The 20,474-nt window shown below is 60.1% G+C and carries 19 protein-coding genes and 1 pseudogene; 15 read left to right on the forward strand and 5 right to left on the reverse strand.

Going from position 1 to position 20,474, the window contains the following annotated elements; genetic code table 11:
* Nucleotides 1-33 precede the first annotated feature (33 nt).
* From rpoZ to M8009_RS14535, 4 genes are all read right to left on the reverse strand, one after another.
* Complete coding sequence (gene rpoZ / locus M8009_RS14520) at nt 34-297, reverse strand: DNA-directed RNA polymerase subunit omega (protein ID WP_250062434.1); 264 nt, start codon at nt 295-297, stop codon at nt 34-36.
* Nucleotides 298-476: 179 nt separating this feature from the next.
* The gene (gmk, locus tag M8009_RS14525) at nt 477-1,091 is read right to left on the reverse strand and encodes a guanylate kinase (protein ID WP_250062436.1); all 615 of its coding nucleotides are present in this window, start codon (nt 1,089-1,091) and stop codon (nt 477-479) included.
* Between the two features lie 256 nt (nt 1,092-1,347).
* Nucleotides 1,348-1,728 carry a hypothetical protein gene (locus M8009_RS14530; RefSeq protein WP_250062438.1) on the reverse strand — a complete coding sequence of 127 codons (381 nt, stop codon included), beginning with the start codon at nt 1,726-1,728 and terminating at the stop codon, nt 1,348-1,350.
* A 142-nt stretch (nt 1,729-1,870) separates the two neighbouring features.
* The gene (locus tag M8009_RS14535; protein ID WP_250062440.1) at nt 1,871-3,154 is read right to left on the reverse strand and encodes an NAD(P)/FAD-dependent oxidoreductase; all 1,284 of its coding nucleotides are present in this window, start codon (nt 3,152-3,154) and stop codon (nt 1,871-1,873) included.
* Between the two features lie 140 nt (nt 3,155-3,294).
* Between M8009_RS14535 and M8009_RS14540 the strand changes: the two genes are divergently transcribed.
* The 6 genes from M8009_RS14540 (at nt 3,295) to M8009_RS14565 (ending at nt 9,085) form a co-directional block, all read left to right on the forward strand.
* Complete coding sequence (locus tag M8009_RS14540; protein ID WP_250062442.1) at nt 3,295-4,212, forward strand: LysR family transcriptional regulator; 918 nt, start codon at nt 3,295-3,297, stop codon at nt 4,210-4,212.
* A gap of 282 nt (nt 4,213-4,494) precedes the next feature.
* Nucleotides 4,495-5,316, forward strand: coding sequence for an amino acid ABC transporter ATP-binding protein (locus M8009_RS14545; protein WP_284047839.1), 822 nt, complete (start codon nt 4,495-4,497; stop codon nt 5,314-5,316).
* Between the two features lie 101 nt (nt 5,317-5,417).
* Nucleotides 5,418-6,218 carry a substrate-binding periplasmic protein gene (locus M8009_RS14550; protein WP_250062444.1) on the forward strand — a complete coding sequence of 267 codons (801 nt, stop codon included), beginning with the start codon at nt 5,418-5,420 and terminating at the stop codon, nt 6,216-6,218.
* A 123-nt stretch (nt 6,219-6,341) separates the two neighbouring features.
* Nucleotides 6,342-7,028 (forward strand): amino acid ABC transporter permease, encoded by a 687-nt coding sequence (locus M8009_RS14555; RefSeq protein ID WP_250062446.1) that lies wholly within the window; start codon nt 6,342-6,344, stop codon nt 7,026-7,028.
* A 13-nt stretch (nt 7,029-7,041) separates the two neighbouring features.
* Nucleotides 7,042-7,737 carry an amino acid ABC transporter permease gene (locus M8009_RS14560; protein WP_250062448.1) on the forward strand — a complete coding sequence of 232 codons (696 nt, stop codon included), beginning with the start codon at nt 7,042-7,044 and terminating at the stop codon, nt 7,735-7,737.
* Nucleotides 7,738-7,807: 70 nt separating this feature from the next.
* Complete coding sequence (locus M8009_RS14565; protein ID WP_250062450.1) at nt 7,808-9,085, forward strand: NAD(P)/FAD-dependent oxidoreductase; 1,278 nt, start codon at nt 7,808-7,810, stop codon at nt 9,083-9,085.
* A 200-nt stretch (nt 9,086-9,285) separates the two neighbouring features.
* Here M8009_RS14565 and M8009_RS14570 read toward each other — a convergent pair.
* Nucleotides 9,286-9,399, reverse strand: a pseudogene (locus tag M8009_RS14570) (glyoxalase); the annotation flags it as partial.
* 170 nt (nt 9,400-9,569) lie between these two features.
* Between M8009_RS14570 and M8009_RS14575 the strand changes: the two are divergent.
* From M8009_RS14575 to M8009_RS14620, 9 genes are all read left to right on the forward strand, one after another.
* Entirely contained in the window at nt 9,570-9,917 is a 348-nt protein-coding gene (locus M8009_RS14575) for a type 2 periplasmic-binding domain-containing protein (RefSeq protein ID WP_250062648.1), read from the forward strand.
* Between the two features lie 205 nt (nt 9,918-10,122).
* On the forward strand, nt 10,123-11,538 hold the full coding sequence (locus tag M8009_RS14580; RefSeq protein ID WP_250062452.1) for a sodium:solute symporter family protein: 1,416 nt from the start codon (nt 10,123-10,125) through the stop codon (nt 11,536-11,538).
* A 168-nt stretch (nt 11,539-11,706) separates the two neighbouring features.
* Complete coding sequence (locus M8009_RS14585; protein WP_250062454.1) at nt 11,707-12,930, forward strand: NAD(P)/FAD-dependent oxidoreductase; 1,224 nt, start codon at nt 11,707-11,709, stop codon at nt 12,928-12,930.
* A gap of 29 nt (nt 12,931-12,959) precedes the next feature.
* Nucleotides 12,960-13,916, forward strand: a complete 957-nt coding sequence (locus tag M8009_RS14590; RefSeq protein WP_250062456.1) for an NAD(P)-dependent oxidoreductase — start codon at nt 12,960-12,962, stop codon at nt 13,914-13,916.
* A 66-nt stretch (nt 13,917-13,982) separates the two neighbouring features.
* A complete protein-coding gene (locus M8009_RS14595) occupies nt 13,983-14,750 on the forward strand; it encodes a class II aldolase/adducin family protein (protein ID WP_250062458.1) in 768 nt (255 codons plus the stop codon).
* Between the two features lie 115 nt (nt 14,751-14,865).
* Nucleotides 14,866-15,771 (forward strand): LysR family transcriptional regulator, encoded by a 906-nt coding sequence (locus tag M8009_RS14600; RefSeq protein ID WP_250062460.1) that lies wholly within the window; start codon nt 14,866-14,868, stop codon nt 15,769-15,771.
* Between the two features lie 512 nt (nt 15,772-16,283).
* Nucleotides 16,284-17,813: an FAD-dependent oxidoreductase gene (locus M8009_RS14610; RefSeq protein ID WP_250062462.1), complete on the forward strand. Its 1,530-nt coding sequence runs from the start codon at nt 16,284-16,286 to the stop codon at nt 17,811-17,813.
* Nucleotides 17,814-17,853: 40 nt separating this feature from the next.
* On the forward strand, nt 17,854-19,446 hold the full coding sequence (locus M8009_RS14615) for an ABC transporter substrate-binding protein (protein ID WP_250062464.1): 1,593 nt from the start codon (nt 17,854-17,856) through the stop codon (nt 19,444-19,446).
* Nucleotides 19,447-19,517: 71 nt separating this feature from the next.
* Nucleotides 19,518-20,474 (forward strand): ABC transporter permease, encoded by a 957-nt coding sequence (locus tag M8009_RS14620; RefSeq protein ID WP_250062466.1) that lies wholly within the window; start codon nt 19,518-19,520, stop codon nt 20,472-20,474.

Raw genomic sequence — 20,474 nt, forward strand, 5'->3', positions numbered from 1 at the left:
AGGGAAAGCGCTCCTGCGCCGGGAGGGGCAGGATCACTCCTCGAGGTGGGTGCCCGGCTCGAACTCGGGCCGGACGCGCACCGGTGCGGCCTCGACGGGCTCATCGAGCACGCTGGCGTCGACCAGCCCTTCGGCGATCTCGCGCAGCGCCATGACGGTGGGCTTGTCGTTCTCCCAGGGCAAGAGGGCGTCGCGGGAGCCGCGGGCCAGCTGGCGGGCACGGTGAGTGGAGATCATCACCAGCTTGAAGCGGTTTTCGACGTTTTCCAGACAATCTTCGACGGTGACACGTGCCATGGCTGCCTTCCTGAATAGTGCTGACGGGCAAAACCCCGGCCGACGTGGGGACGTCCCGGGAATTCCACCGATGGGTAGACCGGATAGATTACTCGACGCCCGGCTGCCCTGACAAGCGCCGCGGCGGGGGCAGGACCGGCGCCGTGGCCGGATTCACGACCAGCGCCGCTGCCGAAGAGTCAAGACAAGAGTGCGGCGAGCAGCGGGGCATGGTGCTCGCTCACCTTCTCGCGGGTCAGGCGACGGGCGATGACCAGCGACTGCAGCTCGCGCAGGGCGGTGGTGAAGTCGTCGTTGATCACCAGGTAGTCGTACTCGTCGTGGTGGGTCATCTCGTCCACCGCATCGCGCATGCGTCGGGCGATCACCGCGTGCTCGTCGGTGCCGCGGCTGGCCAGCCGGCGCTCCAGCTCGTCCCGCGAGGGGGGGAGGATGAACACCGAGACGGCATCGGGCAGCTGATGGCGAACCTGGCGGGCGCCCTGCCAGTCGATCTCCAGGATCACGTCCTGGCCGGCGGCGAGCATCGCCTCCACGTTGCGGCGCGAGGTGCCGTAGTAGTTGTCGAAGACGCGGGCATACTCGAAGAAGTCGCCGTGCTCGATCATCGCCTCGAAGGCCGGCACGTCCACGAAGTGGTAGTTGACGCCATCCACCTCGCCCTCGCGGCGCTCGCGGGTGGTGTGGGAGACCGAGACCTGGATGCCGTCGAGGCTTTCGATCAACTCGCGCACCAGGCTGGTCTTGCCGGCACCGGAGGGAGCGGAAACGATGAAGAGCGTACCTTGGGCCATGAGCAGGGGTCCCCGACGTGACAACGGATGGTGAGCGGCTGCGCAAAGGGCGAAGTATCGCACACAAAGGCGCCCGGCCTGTAGCCGGGGCCTACTCGATGTTCTGGATCCTAAGATAGGATAGAGATAATAAGCTAATAAAAATCATATACTTATATTGGTCATGTTTCGTTTTATCCCAGGTATACTCCCCAATTCACTCCCCACCTGGCTGAGGCTGCTGAGATCGGTCAGAACGGTAGCCGGCATCGGGAGATTAGTGCGTGTCGTCTGTAAGGCGCCCAGAGCCAGATCTCTCGGCCAGTGCTCGCATCCGCGATCTTAATGTAGCGCCACCCGGCCGTGCCAGGTTCATGTCCTGCAGTGCCGCCTCCAGTTCCGTCAGCCGTTCTGAGACCAAGGCGCGGTAATCGTCAATCGATGTGCCTTTCAGTGGTGCGTCATCATCCCCCCCTATGCGGGCCTCCATACTGCACCGCTGATGGAGTTCCTCAGCCAAGACCTCGAGCAAGCTGTCGCTAATGCGGCGATATAGGGTTTTGTCCTGCTTGCGCTCTTCCCTGATCTTCTTGACCGCCTGCCTGTCGTGATCGTGCTGGTCTGCCGCGTCACTGATCACCTGACGAAGGGTCTCCACCTTCAGTTGTCCCCGTGCCTTGGCCAAACGGGCCAGATCCGCCCGTACCTGTTTGGGAAGTTGAAAACACACCGTGCCGTCTTGCTGCACTCTGGAGGTGAGGGGGGCAGAGCCACCACCAGCAGGGTAGGGTGCTGGGGCCTCAGCCCCACAGGTCCAGTAGCCGATACCAGTTGGTCATTGCCACGATGCCGAGTCGCCGCATCGAATAGAACGGGATCGCCTTGTGTGTCGTGATGGGGAGCGGCAGGCCTTCCTGGTTGCCGTCGATGAGATACTGGGCAAGCGGCTGGCCGATGGCGGTGCCCATGGCCACCCCGCGTCCCGAGTAGCCCAGCATGCATATGAGGCCGGGCTCTGGCTCGTGGAGGTGGGGCAGGAAGTCGGGGGTGACGGCGAAGCGGCCGAACCACCGCGACTCCCATTCCGTGCCCTTGAGCTGGGGAAAGATACGATCCAGCTTGTGCTCCACATCGCGGAAGGATTTCGCCGAGGCGGGATCGGCATAGGAGCCCCGGCCTCCCAGCAGGAGGCGACCCGCATCATCCATGCGCATGTAGGTCAGGACCCTGCGCGTGTCGGAGCAGCCCTGGCGTCCCGGGAAGATCGTGCGCTGGGCCTCGGCCGACAACGGCTTCGTGGCCACGATGAAGCTGGTGAGGTCGACGATGGACTTACGCAGGTCGGGGATCAGGTCATCGGAGTACCCGTTGGTGGCGACGACCACCTTGTCGGCGTTGAGGATCCCGGTGTTGGTGGTGACCTGCCAGCGGCCCTGGCGCTTGGAGATGTCCTTGGCCGGGGCGTTCTGGTAGACGTGGCCCCCCTTCTCGATGATGGTCCTCGCCAGCTCCCGCGCGAAGCTCAGGGGCTGGATGGTGCCGGCATTGGGATACAGGAAGGCGCTCTTGTAGAAGTCGCTGCCGATGCTTCGGGCCGCCTCGGCCTCGGAGAGCTCCTCCACGTCGACGCCATGTTCACGCCACTGCTCGGCGCGCTTCAGGGCAGACTCTCGGGCACTGGCGTTGTGGACCGCCTGCAACCAGCCCTGATCATGAAGGTCGCAGTCGAGCTCATGCCTCTTGATGATGTCGATGGCCTTGTTGGAGCTGCTCTTGGCAAACTCGAAGACCTTGCGCCCCTGATGCTCGCCCAGTTTCTCAACCAGCTGGTGCGGGTCCCACTTCAGGCCGGGAATGATCTGGCCGCCGTTGCGGCCCGAGGCCCCCCAGCCGGGCTCGTGGCTGTCGATGACGGCCACGCGGGATCCCTTCTCGACCATTGCCAGCGCCGTCGAGAGCCCGGTGAAGCCGGCCCCGACGATCACGACGTCATAGTCGGCCGTCCCCTCCAGGGTCCGGTATTCCGGTGCCGAAATCGCCGTTTTTGTCCAAAGAGAGTCCTCGAACCCAGCAAAGCCTGGCATGTGTCTTGTCCTCGTGGCCAGAAATGATATCCCGACATGTTAGCTGGGCCATCGCATAATCATAATGAATATATATCAATTGTTGATAACTAGAGGTTATGCACGTAACCTGAAGGCATCGGCTCAGGATATCCCCACGCATGACCATGAATATCAAGCACCTACGGCTATTTCACGAGATCATGACCACCGGCAAGATGTCTGTCGCTGCCAAGCGCATGAGCTTCAGCCAGCCGGCGGCCAGCAAGATGCTGGCGAGTCTCGAGGAGCAACTCGACTACAAGCTGTTCTTCCGACAGCAGGGGCGCCTGCTGCCAACGCCGGAAGCGATGTTCCTGCATGCGGAAACCCTGAACGTGCTGCAGAGCCTGCGTCGGCTGGAGGAGAGCTTCGAGCGGGCGCGCCATGGGCAGACGGGCAAGCTCACCATCGGCACCATTTTCGGGCCGAGCTACGGGCTCCTGCCCGATGTCGTGAGCGACTACATCGACGAGCACCCCGGCCTTAACGTCAGCCTGCAGGTCATGAACTCGGGGGCGGTATGCGAGTATGTGGCCTCTGGCCAGATGGAGGTGGGGCTGGCGGATCGGGTCAGTCCGTCGAATCGATACGAGGTTGAGGGCGTCGAACTGCCGGTCTACTGCGCAATCCACAAGGATCACCCCATGGCGCACCATGACACCCTCTCGCCTCGCCTGCTGGCGGATGAGCCCTGGATCACACTCGATCCGGAGTCCGGCCTGTATCACGCCCTTCAGGAGAGCTACCACGAGGAGGGCCTGACATTCCTGCCGACCATCGAGGTCAACACCAGCCTGAATGCCCTGTCGTTCGTGCAGCGCGGCTGCGGGGTCGCCCTGATCGACGCGGTGAATCGCCATTACTACACGCGCACCTTCATCCAGGGCGACGTGGTGTTCCGGCGGTTCTCGATACCCACGAGCGAACCGCTCAGCATCATCTGCTCGAACTTCAAGCCCCTCTCGAGGCCTGCTCGGATGTTAAGGAAACAGATTCTCGAGACCCTCGACCGGATCATCGCCGACCCGACCGTCTAGCGACGCCGTGCAGCGGTGGAGCCCACCGCCGCGGCCGGTGTTGCGCCGGGCCTTTCCGTCCTCTCCACTGCTCGCGCGACCGCAGGGAAGCCTGGGACCTCGCGCCCTCTCCCCGGGGCTGCGGAGCCCTTATTGCGGGCAGTAGCATAACCTCAAGTTAATGACTGTTTGTATATATTCATTTGGACTATGGGTGGGGGGTTGCTACCGTCATAGGACTTGCCTATTGAAGGTAACAAAGAAAACTAATATTAAGCACAGTTCTCGAGCGTTCTTCATTAGTTGAAACTCAAGGATAGTGGTATGGCTGTCAATAACAATGAACCAGGGCCAAGGCCCGAGCAGGGCGGCGCCGACCAGCGCATGGTCGTCATCGATTGCATCTCGCGCCGCTTCAGCATCGATGGCGGCAAGACCGTCGTCACGGCGCTCGATGACGTCTCCAACTACATCGACCGAGGCGAGGTCGTCGTCATCATCGGTCCCAGTGGTTCGGGAAAGAGCACGCTACTGCGCACCCTGAACGGGCTGGAAAGCATCGACGAGGGCAATATCGTCATTGACGGCGTGGACCTGGCCGACAAGAAGACCAACATGAACACTCTGCGCGCCGACGTCGGCATGGTCTTCCAGCACTTCAACCTCTTCGAGAACAAGACGTGCCTGGAAAATATCGTGTTGCCCCAGGTCGTCGTGCTCAAGAAGAACCGCGAGAAAGCGGAAAGGGTCGCCCGTGACCTGCTCGAGCGGGTGGGTATTCCGGATCGCGAGAACAACTATCCGCGGCAGCTGTCCGGCGGGCAGCAGCAGCGCGTGGCGATCGCCAGGGCCTTGGCCATGAAGCCGAAGATGATGCTGTTCGATGAGGCCACCTCGGCCCTGGACCCGGAAACCGTCAACGGCGTCCTGAGCCTGATGAAGGAGCTGGCCTACGACGGTATGACCATGGCGGTCGTGACCCACGAAATGGGCTTCGCTCGCGAAGTCGCGGATCGGGTCATCTTCATGGACGGCGGTCGTGTCATCGAGGAGGGCTCTCCCGGCCGGTTCTTCGACGCGCCGGAAAGCGATCGCGCGAAGAAGTTCCTCGAACAGATTCTCTGATTTGCCATGAAGGCAGATGAGGGTTGCCCGGAAGGCACCCCAAGCGAGCCCGTTGGCTCACATTGAAAACCAGGAAAACAACAACTCTGGAGGACTCTCCGATGTTAAACCTGAAACGCCTGATCACATCCGCCTTTGCCTGTGTCGTGGCCGTCTCGGCCCCCATGATGGCCAGTGCCGATGAGAGCACCATGGAAAAGATCATCAATAGCGGCGAGATCAGCATCGCCGTACAGACCCAGGGCCCACCCGTCAGCTTCATCGACATGAACGGCGAGCGCACCGGTCTGGCCGTCGAAATGGCCCGGACCTTCGCCGACGACATGGGGGTCGAACTCGTCATCAAGGACTATGACTGGAAAGGCCTGATTCCGGCCCTGACCTCCGGCAAGGTGGACTTCATCGCCGCGGACATGACCCCGACAGCCAAGCGTCACATGCAGATGCTGTTCACCGATCCGGCCTTCTATTCCGAGGTGGTGGTCTTCGCCAAGAAGGGCCTGGACCTCGACTCCTGGAAGGACCTCAACAGCGGCGACTACGCCATTGGCGCGGCCCAGGCTTCTTCATATGCCGAACAGGCGCGTGAAAAGCTGCCGGAAGCCGAGCTGAAGGCCTACGCCGGAGCGACGCCTCAGGTGGTGCAATCCGTGCTGAGCGATCGCGTCCAGGCCGGCGTCTCCGACCGAGCCGCCCTGGCGAGCTTCCTCAAGCAGAACGAGGAGCTCGAGATCATCGGCACGCTCAACAAGGAGCCCCTGGGCTTCGCCGTGCGTCCGGATTCGGTTCACCTGCTGCTGGCGCTCAACAACTTCCTGCGCCTGATTGAGCACGACGGTCGTCACCAGGAACTGCTGGACTACTGGTGGAACAGCACCGACTGGGAAGCCGACCACAAGTAATTTCCTGCATCATTGAAATGACTGACAGGCCTGCCTCGGCAGGCCTGCTTTGACTTTCACGCTTATCGTGTCGACTCCAGTGATAACAATGAATAGCTCATATGCTGTACCAAGAGGCCAAACATGAACTGGCTTAATGGAATATATAACTTTCGCATTGTTTCCGATTATTTCGAGACATTCCTCAACGGCATCTTCAATACCGTATGGATCACGCTGGTGTGCCTTGGCTTGTCAGTGTTTTTCGGAATCTTTCTGGCACTCATGCGGATGTCGTCGATCAGCGTGATGTGGCGCACCGCAGCCGCCTACATCCAGTTCGTAAGGGCAACGCCCCTGCTGATCCAGATCTATCTCGTCTATTACGGTCTGCCTGGCCTGATCGGTAATTTCTTCGATGAGACGCAGACCGGCATCATCGCGCTCACTCTGCACACGACGCCTTACATGGCCGAGATCATCCGTGCCGGCATCATCTCCGTGCCGAAGACACAGACGGAAGGGGCCCAGGCGGTCGGGATGAGCAGCGCCCAGGCGATGTACCACATCATCCTTCCCCAAGCCATTGCCAAGCTGATCTCGCCCTTGCTGGGGCAGGCTGTGGTGCTGCTCAAGGACACGTCGCTTCTGAGCATCATCGCCGTCTTCGAGCTGATGGGGGCGGGCCTGATCATGTTCTCGGAAACCGTCTCGGCCACGGAAAGCTACGTCACCACGGCGATCTGTTACCTGCTCATCTACCTGATGATGCTGGTCGCCTCGGGCTTCATTCAACGCAAGCTGGGTGGCACGGCCACTTACGCTACCTAGCGGGGGATCTCTCATGGAATGGTTCGCACAGAAATGGCAGGTGGTGGAAAGTCTGGCGCCCTTTCTCCTGCATGGGCTGTGGATGACGTTTCAGGTCTCCATGATCGCCATCATCCTGGGCAGTCTGCTCGGCGCCATCCTCGGCGTCATGAAGACCCTGGATTCCCGGGCGCTGCGTCTCTGCATCGATGCCTACATGCACTTCTTCCGGGGTACGCCCTACCTGGTGCAGCTCTACCTGATCTACTTCGTCCTGCCCTCGCTCGGCATTGCCTGGCTGCAGTTTGACAGCTATACCGCCGCCATCGTATCGCTGACGCTCTACACCGCCAGCTACGTGACGGCCATCGTGGCATCGGCTATCGATGCTGTGCCGAGAGGCCAGGAAGAGGCCGCTCGCGCCTGCGGCATGACCAAGGCCCAGCGGCTGTACCACATCATCGTGCCCCAGGCCCTGCGGCTGACGGTGCCGCCCATGGCCAGCGTGTACGTCATCGTGATCAAGAGCACGGCCGTGCTCTCCGTCATCGGGCTGTCCGAGCTCACCCGGCAGGGCGAGACCTCCATCCTCCGGATGCCACAGGACACCATGTTCATCTACGCCCTGATCGCGGGCCTTTACTTCCTGTACTGCTATCCGGTCCTGAGGTTCGCGCGCTGGGCCGAGCGTCGCGTGGGGTCCTCGGCGGCCGCCCAGGAGAATGCCTGATAGCGGGCCGGCAGCGGTCTGCATTCATCACCGTGTCGAGGGCGTAAACAGAGTGGAACCAGCAATCCCAGTGGCACCGGAAACCCAGCAGCGCGTGGCCGTGATCGGTGCCGGCATCATTGGTGTGTGCAGCGCCCTGGAACTGCAGAAGCGCGGCTATCGCGTCACGCTTCTGGACGCGCGCGACCCGGCGGCGGGTGCTTCGGCCGGCAACTGCGGACTGATGGCGGTGGGCGCCGTGGTGCCCTTCGCCAAGCCGGGCACCTTCAAGAAGGTTCCGGGCTGGTTGCTGGACGCCAAGGGCCCGTTGAGCATTCGTCCTAGCTACCTGCCGACGCTGCTCCCCTGGATGACGCGCTTTCTCATGGCCGCCCGACCCTCGCGCGTGAAGGCCAGCAGCCTCGGGTTGGCGGCCTTGACCGAGCGGGCCCTGGGAGCCTATGAGCCCTGGCTCGAGGCCGCCGGCATCCGCGATATCATTAAGCCTCAGGAAACCCTGGTGGTGTATGAAACAGAAGCGGACTTCCACCAGGATCGCGCCGATCTGGAGATGCGTCGCGAGCTGGGGTTCGAGCACGACTACGTGTCGCATGACGAGCTGCGCACCCTAGAGCCGGACCTGGCCGATGACTTTGCTTGTGCGGTGCGCCTCAAGGGCTGGGTCTACTTCGCGGATCCCGCGCGACTGGTGAGGTCGCTGCATGGCCTCTTCCTGGAGCAGGGGGGACGGTTCGTTGCCGGCAGGGTCGAGGGGATCGACCACGACAACGGCGTCGCCACCTCCCTGCGGGTGGAGGGGCAGGAGGACATGACCGCCGATCATGTCGTCGTCGCCGCCGGTGCCTGGTCCCGGACGCTGGCCGCCGGGCTGGGCGATGCCGTGCCCCTCGAGGCGCTGGCGGGCTATTCCACTACCGTCGGCGATTCCGGCGTCCGGCTCCGGCATCCCATCACCTATTCCGCCGGCGGCTTCGTGGTCACGCCCATGGAGGGCGGTCTGCGCATCGGCGGCACCATCGAGATGGGCGGGCTGGATCACTCGCCCGACTTCCGTCGCGCCAGGACCATCGCCCAGCAGGCCAGGCGCCTCTTTCCCGGAATCGCGTCCGTGGAAGGGAAGGAGTGGATGGGATATCGCCCCTTCTTGCCGGATACCCTTCCGGTGATCGACCGGGCATCACGCTGCCAAAATGTGGTCTACGCCTTTGGGCATGGGCAGGTCGGCATCACCATGGGGGCCATCACCGGGCAGCTGGTAGCACAGCTTGTAGCGGGCGAGCCGACCGACATCGATCTGCGCCCCTATTCGGCCCGGCGATTCTTGACGCTCAGCAGCCGACGGAATTGACTGTGACCACTTGGGCGAGGCAGCTGACAATGGCATCGCCCTGGGTCCCCCGGCATCTGAAGACCCGGGAGTCGACGCTCCCGGGCACTTCCATAGGCACATGATAATGCCCGCTCCATTGAGCGGGCACGGGTCATGTCGACATCACCTGAGGGCAGCGGGCCGCCTCAGGAGGCGTAGGCGCCGTCGGAATAGGTCAGCTAGTAGCTGTGGCTGTAGATCTTAAGGATATTGCCGAAGGGGTCTTCCATTTAGGGGATGCGGAACGGCTTCTCGCTGGGGAAGTACTCGCGGACTGGCATGCGCTGCTTGCCGTCAGTGGGTGATGCCCTGTTCGATTACCAGCGTGAACTGCAGGTCGCTGATCAGCGCCTGGCCGGTGACGATGGGGTGAGGAGGAGCTTAGCATCATGACGCCGGGCAGCATCGGCCTGGCAATCTACCCCACCTGCTGGCACTTCAACTTGAGTCTCCCGCGCTCTCCATTCGCCATTGGTTCGGCCCGACCACCGAGGTCATCGATGCCGTTCTCGACAACCGCGCGGAACTCGAGCTTGCCACCCCGCGTCCGGAGGATCCCCGGCTGGCGGTGTCGCTGTTCGTACGAGAAGAGCTGGAGCTGGTGGTACCGGCCAGCGAAAGGGTGCAGGGCTGGGATGACCTGGCGCGGCTAGGCTTCATCGATCACCCGGATGGGCATGACAATGCCACTCGCCTGTTGAGCCGGTGCTTCCCCGGTAACCTTGGGGCATCGCCCTCTTTGGAGGTACGAGCGACGCCCCGGTGTCGAGCCGGGGAGGATCCCGAGTTTAGCGATCATTCAGCGGCTTGACAGCCGACCATTGGGCGGCCCGGCAAGGGGCCTTCGCTCTATTGCCATCTCCATGATTTTGTGGGGTAAAAACACGACGAATCGGCGTGGTTGCGACCTTTGCCGCATAACGTCGGGCTATGGGTGCATAGCTGGTATGAGCTTTTCAGCTATGGGCGGTATCGCCAGAATGCCCAGGCACCAATACACAACAAATGGATATCGTATGAGCAATATCGACTGGGTGATGATAGTCCTGTACTTCCTGCTGATGATCGGCATCGGGGTGTACAGCGCTGTCAGGGTAAAAAACAGCGAGGATTTCGCTGTCGCGGGCAACAAGATCATCTGGCCCGTCCTCTTCGCTACGCTTTCTGCCTCCTTCCTGGGCGGCGGCTCCAGCCTGGGTCGTGCCGGTCAGACCTTCAGTGACGGCTACGTCTTCCTCTTCGCAGCCTCCGGCTTCGCCATCCAGACCTTCCTGTCGGGTTGGCTGATCGCGCCGCGGCTGAAGCGCTATCCCGGCGCCCAGACCCTGGGCGACATCATGCAGGCGCACTACGGCGGAGGGGCCCGCCTGATCAGCGCGGTGCTGTCGCTGGTGTTCTGCGTGGGCATCCTGGGTGCCCAGGCGCTGGCCATCGGCACCATCTTCCAGGCTATCCTCGGCACCAGCATCACCACCGGCATCCTGCTCGGTATGGTCATCGTCATGGTCTACTCGGTGGCCGGCGGCATGTGGGCGGTCATCCAGACGGACGTGGTGCAGTTCCTGCTGCTGGGCGTCTTCCTGCCCGTCACGCTGATCATCGGCCTGCAGCAGGTCGGCGGCCCGGCGGAGCTCGCCGCGGCCCTGCCGGACGGCCACTTCAGTGTCATGGGCAGCTACGAGATCACCACCTTCGTCACCATCTTCATCGCCTTCATGCTCGGCGAGGCGCTGGTGCAGCCCTATGCCCAGCGGGCCTTCTGCGCGCCGAACCCCAAGCATGCCCAGAAGGGCTATATGCTGGCCGGGGTGTTCGGCCTGATGTTCTTCACCGTCACGGCGACCCTGGGGGTCCTGGCCGTGGTCATGTTCCCGGACATCTCCCCGGACCAGGCCCTGCCCACACTGGTCAAGAACATCCTGCCAGTGGGGATCACGGGGCTCGTGCTGGCGGCGCTGCTGGCCGTGGTCATGTCGACCGCCGACTCCTACCTGAACTCGACGGCCGTGGTCTTCGTCCGCGACATCTACTCCAAGCACATCAACCGTGAGGCGACCTCGAAGCAGCACCTGAAGATCGAGCGCTGGGTCAGCTTGCTGGTGGGCGTAGCGGCCACGCTGTTCGCCCTGACGGCCACCTCCATCGTCGATGCGCTGCTGATGAGCTACGCCCTCTGGGCGCCCACCATGATCATCCCGCTGGTCGGTGCCGTGCTGTTCGACGTGATGAGCAAGCGTGCCGCGCTGTCCGCCATCGTTCTGGGCGGTGCCACCACCGCACTGTGGAACTGGGGGCCCTTCCCGCTCCAGGAGCTGACCGGGCTCACCCCGCTGCTCGCTGGCGTGTTCACCAACCTCGCGGTCTTCGTCCTGGTGGCGATGACCGACAAGCAGACCCAGAGCATCCACACCGTCCTGGAGGGCAAGTCATGATTCTCTTTTCCGCCGCCATCTATGGCGTGAGTGCCCTGTGCATCGCCACGTCACTCTACGTCGGCATCGTCAGCCTGAAGTTCTACGCAGACGACGCCAAGAACATGAAATGATCAGGAGCGACGGGGGAGCCATGCTCCCCCGTCGCTCTTTCAGGATGCATGAGTCATGGATCACTCAATCATTGTGGTAGGGGCGGGCGTCGTGGGGCTCAACACCGCGATCGCCCTCGCTAGGAAGGGCCACGACACCTGCCTGATGGACACCGGCGTGCCGGGCGCCGGCACGTCCTTCGGCAATGCCGGCATCATCGCCAACTATGCCGTCATGCCCTTGATCACCCCGAGCCTCAGGAAGAGCCTGGTGCCGATGGTGCTCGACCGGGACAGCCCGGTGTCCATCCAGTCGAGCTATGCGCTCCGGCTCTCGAAGTTCGGCCGGTACTTCCTCCGCGCCACGCGGCAGCGGGAGTGGGAGGCCAGCGGCCATTCGATGGGCTCGCTGATGAAGGATGCCTGGCGCTGCTGGGAAATGGTGCTCGAGGCCTCTGGCAGCACGTCGCTGGTGAAGTCCTCGGGGGTCGTCGTGGCCTTCGAGAAGCTGGCGTCGTTCCAGGAGTTCCTGGACATCGAGGTGCAGTACAAGAAGGCCTTCGACATTCCCTATGAGACCCTCGACGGCGACGAGGTCAGGGAAAAGGTCGGGGGGCTCAGGAACTCGCACAGTGGCGGGGTCTTCTATCCCGACGCCCGCTTTGCCGTCGATCCCTATGCCCTCAGTCGGCATCTCTTTGAGCACTACTTGGCCATCGGCGGCCAGTTCGAAGAGGCCAGCCTCGAGGCGATTCGCCCCGTCGACGGGGGACACACTCTCACGCTGAAAGACGGCGAGCTTTCGGCAAGGCAGGTGGTGCTGGCGACCGGCACCGCCACGAAGCAGCTGCTCAAGGGCCTCGGCGTCGACCTGCCCATCGCCTCCGAGCGCGGCTACCACGCCATCGTCGATGCGCCGCTGGAGATGGTGCGGCCGGTGGGGCTCGCCAACCACGGCGTCTTTGCCACGCCCATGCAGAACGGCGTGCGCATCGCCGGTCTCTCGGAGTTTGCGCGCCAGGATGCCTCGGCGAACCGGCAGCGCATCGCGCAGCTCGACCGCATCTCCCGGCATCACTTCGGAGCAGGAATCCGGACGCCTTGGGTGGGATCACGCTCCACCACCCCGGACGGCGTGCCCTATGTCGGGGGGCTTCGCCGCCATCCGGGGCTCTGGGTCAATACGGGGCATGGCCACCTGGGCCTGACCCTCGCCGCCGTCACCGCCCGGGCCCTCGCCGACGAGGTGGAATCCGGCGTGGCTGCCATGAATCCCTTCTCGCCCCACCGGCACCTTTAGCTCCTCGAATAACAACGGAAGGAGGCTCCATGAGTCACGCGACCCCGATCCTCGGCGTCTACCTGAGTGATTCGCTCGACCTCGAGGCCCTCTATGGCGACGCGCTGCGCGAGAGGGCCGACGACGTTGTCCTGCGTTATCCGCACGAGATCGACCACCCCGAGGATGTGCGATTCGCGATCTGCTGGCTGCCCGACGAGCGGGCCTTCGAGCCCTATCCCAACCTGGCGCTCGCCATGTCGACCGGCGCCGGCGTTGACGCCCTGCTGGCGCATCCCGGCCTGGATGAATCGGTGAAGATCGCCCGGGTGCGTGACCCGCACCAGGCCGACCTGATGGCCGGCTTTGCCGCGCACGAGGTGCTCCATCGGGAGCGGGAGTTCGCCACCCTGGAGCGCAACGCCGCCTCGGCGCGCTGGGCGCCGCTGCCCATGCGCGCGCCGGCCTCTGCCACGGTGGCGGTGCTGGGGCATGGCACCATGGGCCGTGCCGTGGTGCAGGCCATGGCCGCGCTCGGGTTTTCCGTGCGCGTAGCCTGCCGCGGCGTGCCAGAGGCGCCGGTTGAGGGCGTGACCTACTTGACGGGCGAGGGCGCCGCGCTGGCTGCGGCGAAGGGCGCCGACTACCTGATCAACGTGCTGCCGCTGACGGCCTCGACCGAAGACGTGCTCGACCGGACGCTCTTCGCGACCCTCGCCCCGGGGGCCTGGCTGGTGCAGATCGGCCGCGGCGAGCATCTGGTCGAGGAGGACCTGATCGAGGCCCTTGAGCGTGGCCGCCTGGCCGGGGCAAGCCTGGACGTGTTCCGCGACGAGCCGCTGCACTCCGACCATCCCTTCTGGCAGGATGACCGGCTGCGTATCACGCCGCACATCGCCAGCGACACCCTGACGGAGGTGGTGGCGGGGCAGGTGATCGATACCGCCCGTGCCCTGCGTGACGGTCAGCCGCTCGCCACGGGTGTCGACCGGGCCCGCGGTTACTGAAGCGCCGCCCGTTCACGCGCCACGACGACCCACCTGCCTCTATATACCTATTTAAAGGAGCGTCCCATGAGCCTGCACCAGCCCCGTCGCACCCCGATAAGCGACGCCGAGAAAGAGACCCGCATTGCCCTGGCGGCCTGCTACCGCCTGGCGGCGTACTACCGCATGACGGACCTGATCTACACCCACATCACCGCGCGGGTCCCCGGGGAGGAGGGGCGTTTCCTGATCAACCCCTATGGCTGGCGGTGGGAGGAGATCACCGCGTCCTCGCTGGTGAAGATCGACGTCGACGGCAACAAGGTGGATGACAGCCCGGAAAGGGTGAACCCGGCCGGCTTCACCATCCACTCGGCGATCCATCGGGCGAGCCACGGCGCCGCCTGGGTGATGCACACCCACACCCGCGCCGGGATCACGGTGTGCTCGATGGAGGCGGGGCTCGAGACCCGGCTCAACCAGATCTCGCTGCAGTTCCACGACCGGGTGTCCTACCACGACTACGAGGGCATCGCCCTTAACTTGGAGGAGCGCGAGCGCATCGTTGCGAGCCTCGGCGACAACCCGGTGCTGCTGCTGCGCAACCACGGCCTGCTGACTACCGGGGCCTCGGCCGCCGAGATGTTCAACAACATGTTCTATCTCGAGCGCGCCTGCGAGCTGCAGGTGGCGGCGCAGTCGACCGGCCAGCCGCTGCGGCTGGTGTCGGAGGAGGTCGCCCGTCACGTGGCCCGCCAGTACGATGCCGCCAACCACGAGGATGGCGACCTCGGGCTCGAGTGGGCGGGGCACCTGCGTACCCTCGAGGCGCTGGATCCGGGCTACAAGGATTGAGGGCGCTCCGGAGGAAAGCCGGATGACCGCCCGTGCGGTTGTCGCCGAGGGGGGATTCTGGCTTTAATGGCTCCACCCCATTTCACGCCCCAGCTACCCCCTCGGTCCTCCTGACATGCTGAACCCGCGGCAGCTCTCCCTCTTCCAGTCGATCGCCCTCACGGGCAGCATCAGTGCCGCGGCCAGGCAGCTGGGCATCTCGCAGCCCGCCGCAAGCAACATGCTGGGACGGCTGGAGGAGGCCGTCGGCTTCGTTCTGTTCAAGCGCATGCAGGGGCAGCTGGAGATCACGCCCGAGGGGTCCGCCCTTCTGATCGAGGCGACGCATGCGCTGGACGTCCTGAAGAACCTGGAGACCCGGGCCGAGCAGCTCGTCAGGCTGGAGCACGGCACGCTCACGGTCGGGGCGCTGGGCTGGGTGTCGACGGGCGTACTGCCCTACGTCGTCGCGGACTTCATGAGAGCCCATCCCGGCCTCAAGGTCTCGTTGCAGACCCATCCCTCGACCAAGGTGGTCGATACCGTCATCGCCGGCCATTTCGATATCGGGGTGGTGGAGACCCCCTCTCCGACGCCGTCGCTGAGGATCTCGCCCTTCCAAGTCGAGCTGATCGCCGTGCTGCCGGAGGGGAGCGACCTGATGGAGGCGAACACCCTGACGCCCGAGCAGCTGAACGGGGTGCCGCTGGTCACGCTGGACAGGTCGCATCCGACCACCCAGCGCCTGTTGCAGAACTTCAACCTGGTGGGGGCGGAGTGCCACATCGTTGCGGAGTCGCACCTCTTCTCGCCGGCCCTGGTCATGTGCCAGGAGGGCGTGGGCATCGCCATCGTCGACGAGCACACCGCGAAGCAGCATCATGTCGATCCCCGTCGGATCAAGAGGCTCTCGCCCTCGATCCCCTTCCCGGTCTCGGTGATCACCGCCCAGCACCGTCCACGCTCGCGGCTTTCCCACGCCTTCGAGCGCCTGCTCATGCAGCATATGGCGACCCTCTCGACGTCCAGCGAGACCGTCTGAGCTTCCATTCGCCCCAGCGGCTGGGCGCCAAGGCGACGCCCGGCCCGCCGCAGTAACGCGCCTGTCGGGGTTCCCGGCATCTCCCCCCGGCCGCCAGCGGTCAATGGTCGAGGTGGAGACACTGTTCTGGCGGGGCAGCTCGCTATCAATGATGCTGAAGTGCGCTGACTTGATCTCGGCACGTGTCTTCGGTGTCGTCTTCGCATATTTATGTAGCTAAAGTCCACGAATCTGCTACCGGATGAGTTGCTAAAGAAGCTTCCTGGCTGCTAGCAGGGGATAATTTCTATGGGTGCTATGATCATTCGGGCACCCAACAGTTGGGGGTTTTTGATCGCTGCAGACGCCCATGAACGAATTGTTCAGTCATTCATTAGCGTGATTAGTGTTTTTAGAGTCAACGAGTGAGTCAATTAGTGTCTGAAGGTATAACATGGCGACATTCCAGGAAAACAAAAAAGCATTTGATATTATATCTGTCTATGTCCAAGCTTTGTTCTACAAACTTATAAATGAATAAAAAACTAATGAAAAATGTTAACGGAAAAAAATTTGATGTTGTAATCATCGGCGGGGGGATTATTGGAGCTAGTACCGCCCGCGAAGTCGCTGCCGAGGGTTACTCCGTGCTGCTGGTGGAAAAAGATGATTTTGCATCTGGCGCCACCAGTCGTTCCAGTAGGCTTCTTCACTGTGGTCTCAGGTATTTTGAGGCGCCGAAGCCAGTAAGAACCTTCATGATGAATCCGACCAGGCTGTTAAATGCTTTAAAGATGTCAAAGCAAGCCATGAAGGCAAGGTACGAGATCGTCAAATCGGTCCCGCAGCGCGTCAACAAAATCAATTTCATCCTGCCGATCTACTCTGACGATGACTTCAAGCCATGGCAGATTGATATCGGCTTCTCCTTGTTGTCGCGCTTTACCCCTAACGACGTCCCGCTTGACTATCAAAGAATTGGGAAAAGCGAAGCTCTAGAAAATCCCCTCATCGCGTCACTATCTAACAAAGATAAACTGATTGGAGCCGCCAAGTTTACAGAATACCAGTTCAATTGGCCGGAAAGACTCTGTGTAGATGCAGTCATGGATGCCAAGCGCCTTGGCGCTGTAACACTAAATTATACGGTCGCCAAGATAAAGGACGCGTCAGGGTGTGAAAGGACGATTGAGTTGAAGGATCACGCAGGTAAGACGGCTCAAGTCAAGGCATCCCGCGTGATGGTAATGGCTGGTGCATGGATTGACCGAGTGCTAGCGGACGTTGAAAGCACCATGCCACGCAAGTCAACGGGGACAAAAGGTGCTCATATTGTCGTCAAGTTACCGGAATCCTGCAGAGGACAGGGGATCACCAAGTTAAACAGCCAAGGTGAACCCTTCTATTGCATTCCTTGGTCAGACTATCACTACATCGGGCCCACGGAGACTTTGTATGAGGGCAATCTCGATGAGGTGCATGCGGATAGCGCTGACGTAAGATTTCTCCTTAAGGAAACAGCCTCACTCTTTCCCGGTCTGAAAATCACCCATGAGGATGTTATCAGTACCTGGGCAGGGGTACGTCCTTTGACCTTCGACGAAAACCAGCTGAAAGGGGCGCGTAATAAGGTCCTTCATGACCTCTCCAGACATGGTCTGCCGGGCGTCTACGCGCTTACAGCGGGCCCTATCATGAGTCACAGAGATACAGGCAGGGAAGTCGTCACTAAGCTACTCCAGGAAATAGAGCCGCACGGACAGAAAATATCATTCGAGTATGTGTCCGATTTTTCCTTGAATTATGCGGACAATTTCTATTCCAAATTTAGCGAACAAAGTATCAAGAAGGCTGTTAACGATGAAGATGCCAGAACAATTTTCGATGTTATCTACAGGAGGTTAGGTATTGGATGGGATTACGATGCTTTACCTGAGCTTGACGTCGACCATGTCAGCCGCATCATGGCGAAGGAGCTTCACTGGGAAGAGGACGATAGAGAAAGAGAGGTAGAAAAATTTCTCAGAGAAACTAAAAAGTTATTCGATGTGCCGGATATCTGAGTGATCATGTTTTCATTAAATTACAAAAGGAAATAAAACAATGAGCGTACAAATGAAAGAAAAAAAGAATCAAGAGTTGAACATGAGTCGCCGGACACTCCTTAAGGCCGGAGCGGCCGGAGGTGTGTTGGCAATGATACCAGCCTGGGCCTCAAAGGCATTTGCTGAAACAGGATGCAGTGAACTGACAGCAGCGATTACTGGCTTCACTACTATCAATACCCTGGATCCATCGCAAGCGACTCTCATTCCTGAGTTCTACGTTCTCTGGGGTGTCTTCAATAGTCTCGTCAAGTTCAATGAGAACATGGAGATCGTTCCGGATCTGGCGGAAAGCTACGAAATTGTCAGTCCAACCGTACTGAGGTTCAAGCTTCGCGACGGCGTCAAATTCCATGACGGCCATGATGTCACGGCTGAGGACGTGAAGTTCAGTCTCGAACGTACAATGGATGAAAGCCAAGGTTCACCCCATCGTAACAAGTTTGAAGCGGTATCTGAAATAAATGTGCTGAATCGGGTTGAACTCGAGATTGTCACGCGTGAGCCTTTTGCGCCCATGCTGAGTTACTTGAGTAATACTAGAACAGGAAGCCAGATCGTTCCGAAACATCTTCTCGAAAATGGAACTCCGAGCGACTTCTCGACCTCACCGGTCGGAACTGGAGCCTATCGGGTCACCAACATGGAGGCCGGAGCTTCCGTGACACTGGAAAGTTTTAACGAATATTTTGTTGCCAATCAGCCAAAAGTATCTAAGATAAACATACCCTTGATTTCAGAAGAGAGCGCAGGCGTCAATGCTCTACTCGGCGGTAATGTAGATATAACGAGTACGGCCCCATTCTCTGATGTCAAAAATCTCAAGGACGATTCAAGGGTACAGGTGCTGAGCTCGCCCGGCGTCAATACACGCTTTATCAGCCTAAATACGAAGACTGCTCCCTTTGATGACGTCCACTTCCGGCGAGCAATCTCTATGGCTTTCAGCCGCCAGGCAATGGTAGATGTCGTGCTCTTCGGCGAAGGGAAAGTCGCCAAAGGAGTGATTCCAAGCTCGATCTCTTGGGCAAGCCGTGATACGTCATCTGACATCCTGAACATGGATGCCGAAAAGGCGAGGGAGGAACTATCAAAATCTGCATATCCTGCCGATATAGAAGTTAAGCTTCTGACATGGGGGTCTGGCTGGTGGAAACGGTTTGCTGAAGTGTTTGCTCTGCAGGTCAATCAAACGCTTGGCACCAATATTTCGGTTGAAGTGTCGGAATCGGGAGCGGTTTACCAACGAAAGCAGAGCGGTGATTTCCAAGCTAGTATTTGGGGGTGGCTTGGGCTGATCGACCCCGATGAGTATGCGTACGAGATATTGCATACCAAGGGATCGAGAAACTACGGCGGATATTCGAATCCTGAGGTCGATTCTCTGCTTGAACAGGCCCGGCGTGAATTTGACCAGTCCGTGCGTGGCAACCTTTACCGTCAAGCAGAGTCGATCATGCAGGAAGATTGCCCTGTCATCCCGTGTTTCGAAAGTAATATACATAATTTGCTTGCTCCTGATGTTCGCGGTTTTAAGCAATTGCCTTATTCAGCTTTCGGCTCACAGTTTGCCTCTATAAGCGAGTGTTAAAAGAGGGCGACAAACCAAAGGGCTCGATAACAGCCTTGTTACTATCGAGCCCAAACCTTAATGGGTAAACTATGCCTGCACATTTAAAATACTTCTTATCGCGTTTTCTGGGTGCCTTAGCTACTATTGTGGTTGGGTCCTTTCTAGTCTTTATGGTCATGAAAGCCGCGCCTGGAGATCCTGCTCTCACAGTACTGGGTGACTTTGCCACTCCAGAAACAATAGTGGAGTTTAATAAAAAACATGGCCTTGATAATCCTCTTATCATTCAGTATCTGGACTGGTTCAATGGCGTAATTCGCTTCAATTTCGGTCAGTCATTAACTATTTCCAGCGGTCAAGATATAAGCGACTTGTTGGCATATCGACTTCCCAATACCATCACCATCGGTATCTATTCCATTGTAATCGCTACTCTTGTTTCCCTCGTCTTGGGAACCGCCGCTGCACTGAATCGTGGCAAACTGACTGATACCGCAACGACATCCTTTTCTATCCTAGGCGTGTCAATGCCGGATTTCTGGCTAGGTTATATGTTGATATTGGGTCTATCCATTAATATCGGATTATTTCCAGCTTATGGTTTTATATCACCCTTCGAGTCAATCTCAGGGTCTTTGCATTCAGGGTTTTTACCAGCGCTGGCGATAGCAGCCCCCATGGCTGCCGTGTTTTCAAGAACGTTAAGAGCCTCTTTGGTTGAAAACCTTAATCGAGACCATGTGATTGTGGCCAAATCCATCGGTCATTCCTACAAGTTCATATTTTTACACCATGTCTTCAGGAACTCCATTATTCCATTCGTAGTGGTCATCGGGCTCCAGGTGCGTTATTTACTCGGTGGTGTTGTTATCATTGAAAAGATATTCGGAATTAATGGTATAGGGTCTCTCATGGTCGAAGCCGCCTTCGCAAGAGATTACTTTGTTGTCCAGGCGTGTGCAGTCGTCTTTCTAGCTACAGTCCTTGTCATCAATTTTATTGTTGACATGATTTGTGTTCTGCTAGACCCTAGGAGGGCCAGCTAA

Origin of the sequence: Halomonas gemina (assembly GCF_023554995.1) — a bacterium.
GTDB classification, from domain to species: Bacteria; Pseudomonadota; Gammaproteobacteria; order Pseudomonadales; family Halomonadaceae; genus Halomonas; species Halomonas gemina.

What these genes read in the sequence shown, in the direction of transcription:
- rpoZ (WP_250062434.1), bottom strand. Translation starts at nt 297, where the DNA reads ATGGCACGTGTCACCGTCGAAGATTGTCTGGAAAACGTCGAAAACCGC.
- gmk (WP_250062436.1), bottom strand. Translation starts at nt 1,091, where the DNA reads ATGGCCCAAGGTACGCTCTTCATCGTTTCCGCTCCCTCCGGTGCCGGC.
- M8009_RS14535 (WP_250062440.1), bottom strand. Translation starts at nt 3,154, where the DNA reads ATGCCAGGCTTTGCTGGGTTCGAGGACTCTCTTTGGACAAAAACGGCG.
- M8009_RS14540 (WP_250062442.1), top strand. Translation starts at nt 3,295, where the DNA reads ATGACCATGAATATCAAGCACCTACGGCTATTTCACGAGATCATGACC.
- M8009_RS14550 (WP_250062444.1), top strand. Translation starts at nt 5,418, where the DNA reads ATGTTAAACCTGAAACGCCTGATCACATCCGCCTTTGCCTGTGTCGTG.
- M8009_RS14555 (WP_250062446.1), top strand. Translation starts at nt 6,342, where the DNA reads ATGAACTGGCTTAATGGAATATATAACTTTCGCATTGTTTCCGATTAT.
- M8009_RS14560 (WP_250062448.1), top strand. Translation starts at nt 7,042, where the DNA reads ATGGAATGGTTCGCACAGAAATGGCAGGTGGTGGAAAGTCTGGCGCCC.
- M8009_RS14580 (WP_250062452.1), top strand. Translation starts at nt 10,123, where the DNA reads ATGAGCAATATCGACTGGGTGATGATAGTCCTGTACTTCCTGCTGATG.
- M8009_RS14585 (WP_250062454.1), top strand. Translation starts at nt 11,707, where the DNA reads ATGGATCACTCAATCATTGTGGTAGGGGCGGGCGTCGTGGGGCTCAAC.
- M8009_RS14590 (WP_250062456.1), top strand. Translation starts at nt 12,960, where the DNA reads ATGAGTCACGCGACCCCGATCCTCGGCGTCTACCTGAGTGATTCGCTC.
- M8009_RS14595 (WP_250062458.1), top strand. Translation starts at nt 13,983, where the DNA reads ATGAGCCTGCACCAGCCCCGTCGCACCCCGATAAGCGACGCCGAGAAA.
- M8009_RS14600 (WP_250062460.1), top strand. Translation starts at nt 14,866, where the DNA reads ATGCTGAACCCGCGGCAGCTCTCCCTCTTCCAGTCGATCGCCCTCACG.
- M8009_RS14610 (WP_250062462.1), top strand. Translation starts at nt 16,284, where the DNA reads ATGAATAAAAAACTAATGAAAAATGTTAACGGAAAAAAATTTGATGTT.
- M8009_RS14615 (WP_250062464.1), top strand. Translation starts at nt 17,854, where the DNA reads ATGAGCGTACAAATGAAAGAAAAAAAGAATCAAGAGTTGAACATGAGT.
- M8009_RS14620 (WP_250062466.1), top strand. Translation starts at nt 19,518, where the DNA reads ATGCCTGCACATTTAAAATACTTCTTATCGCGTTTTCTGGGTGCCTTA.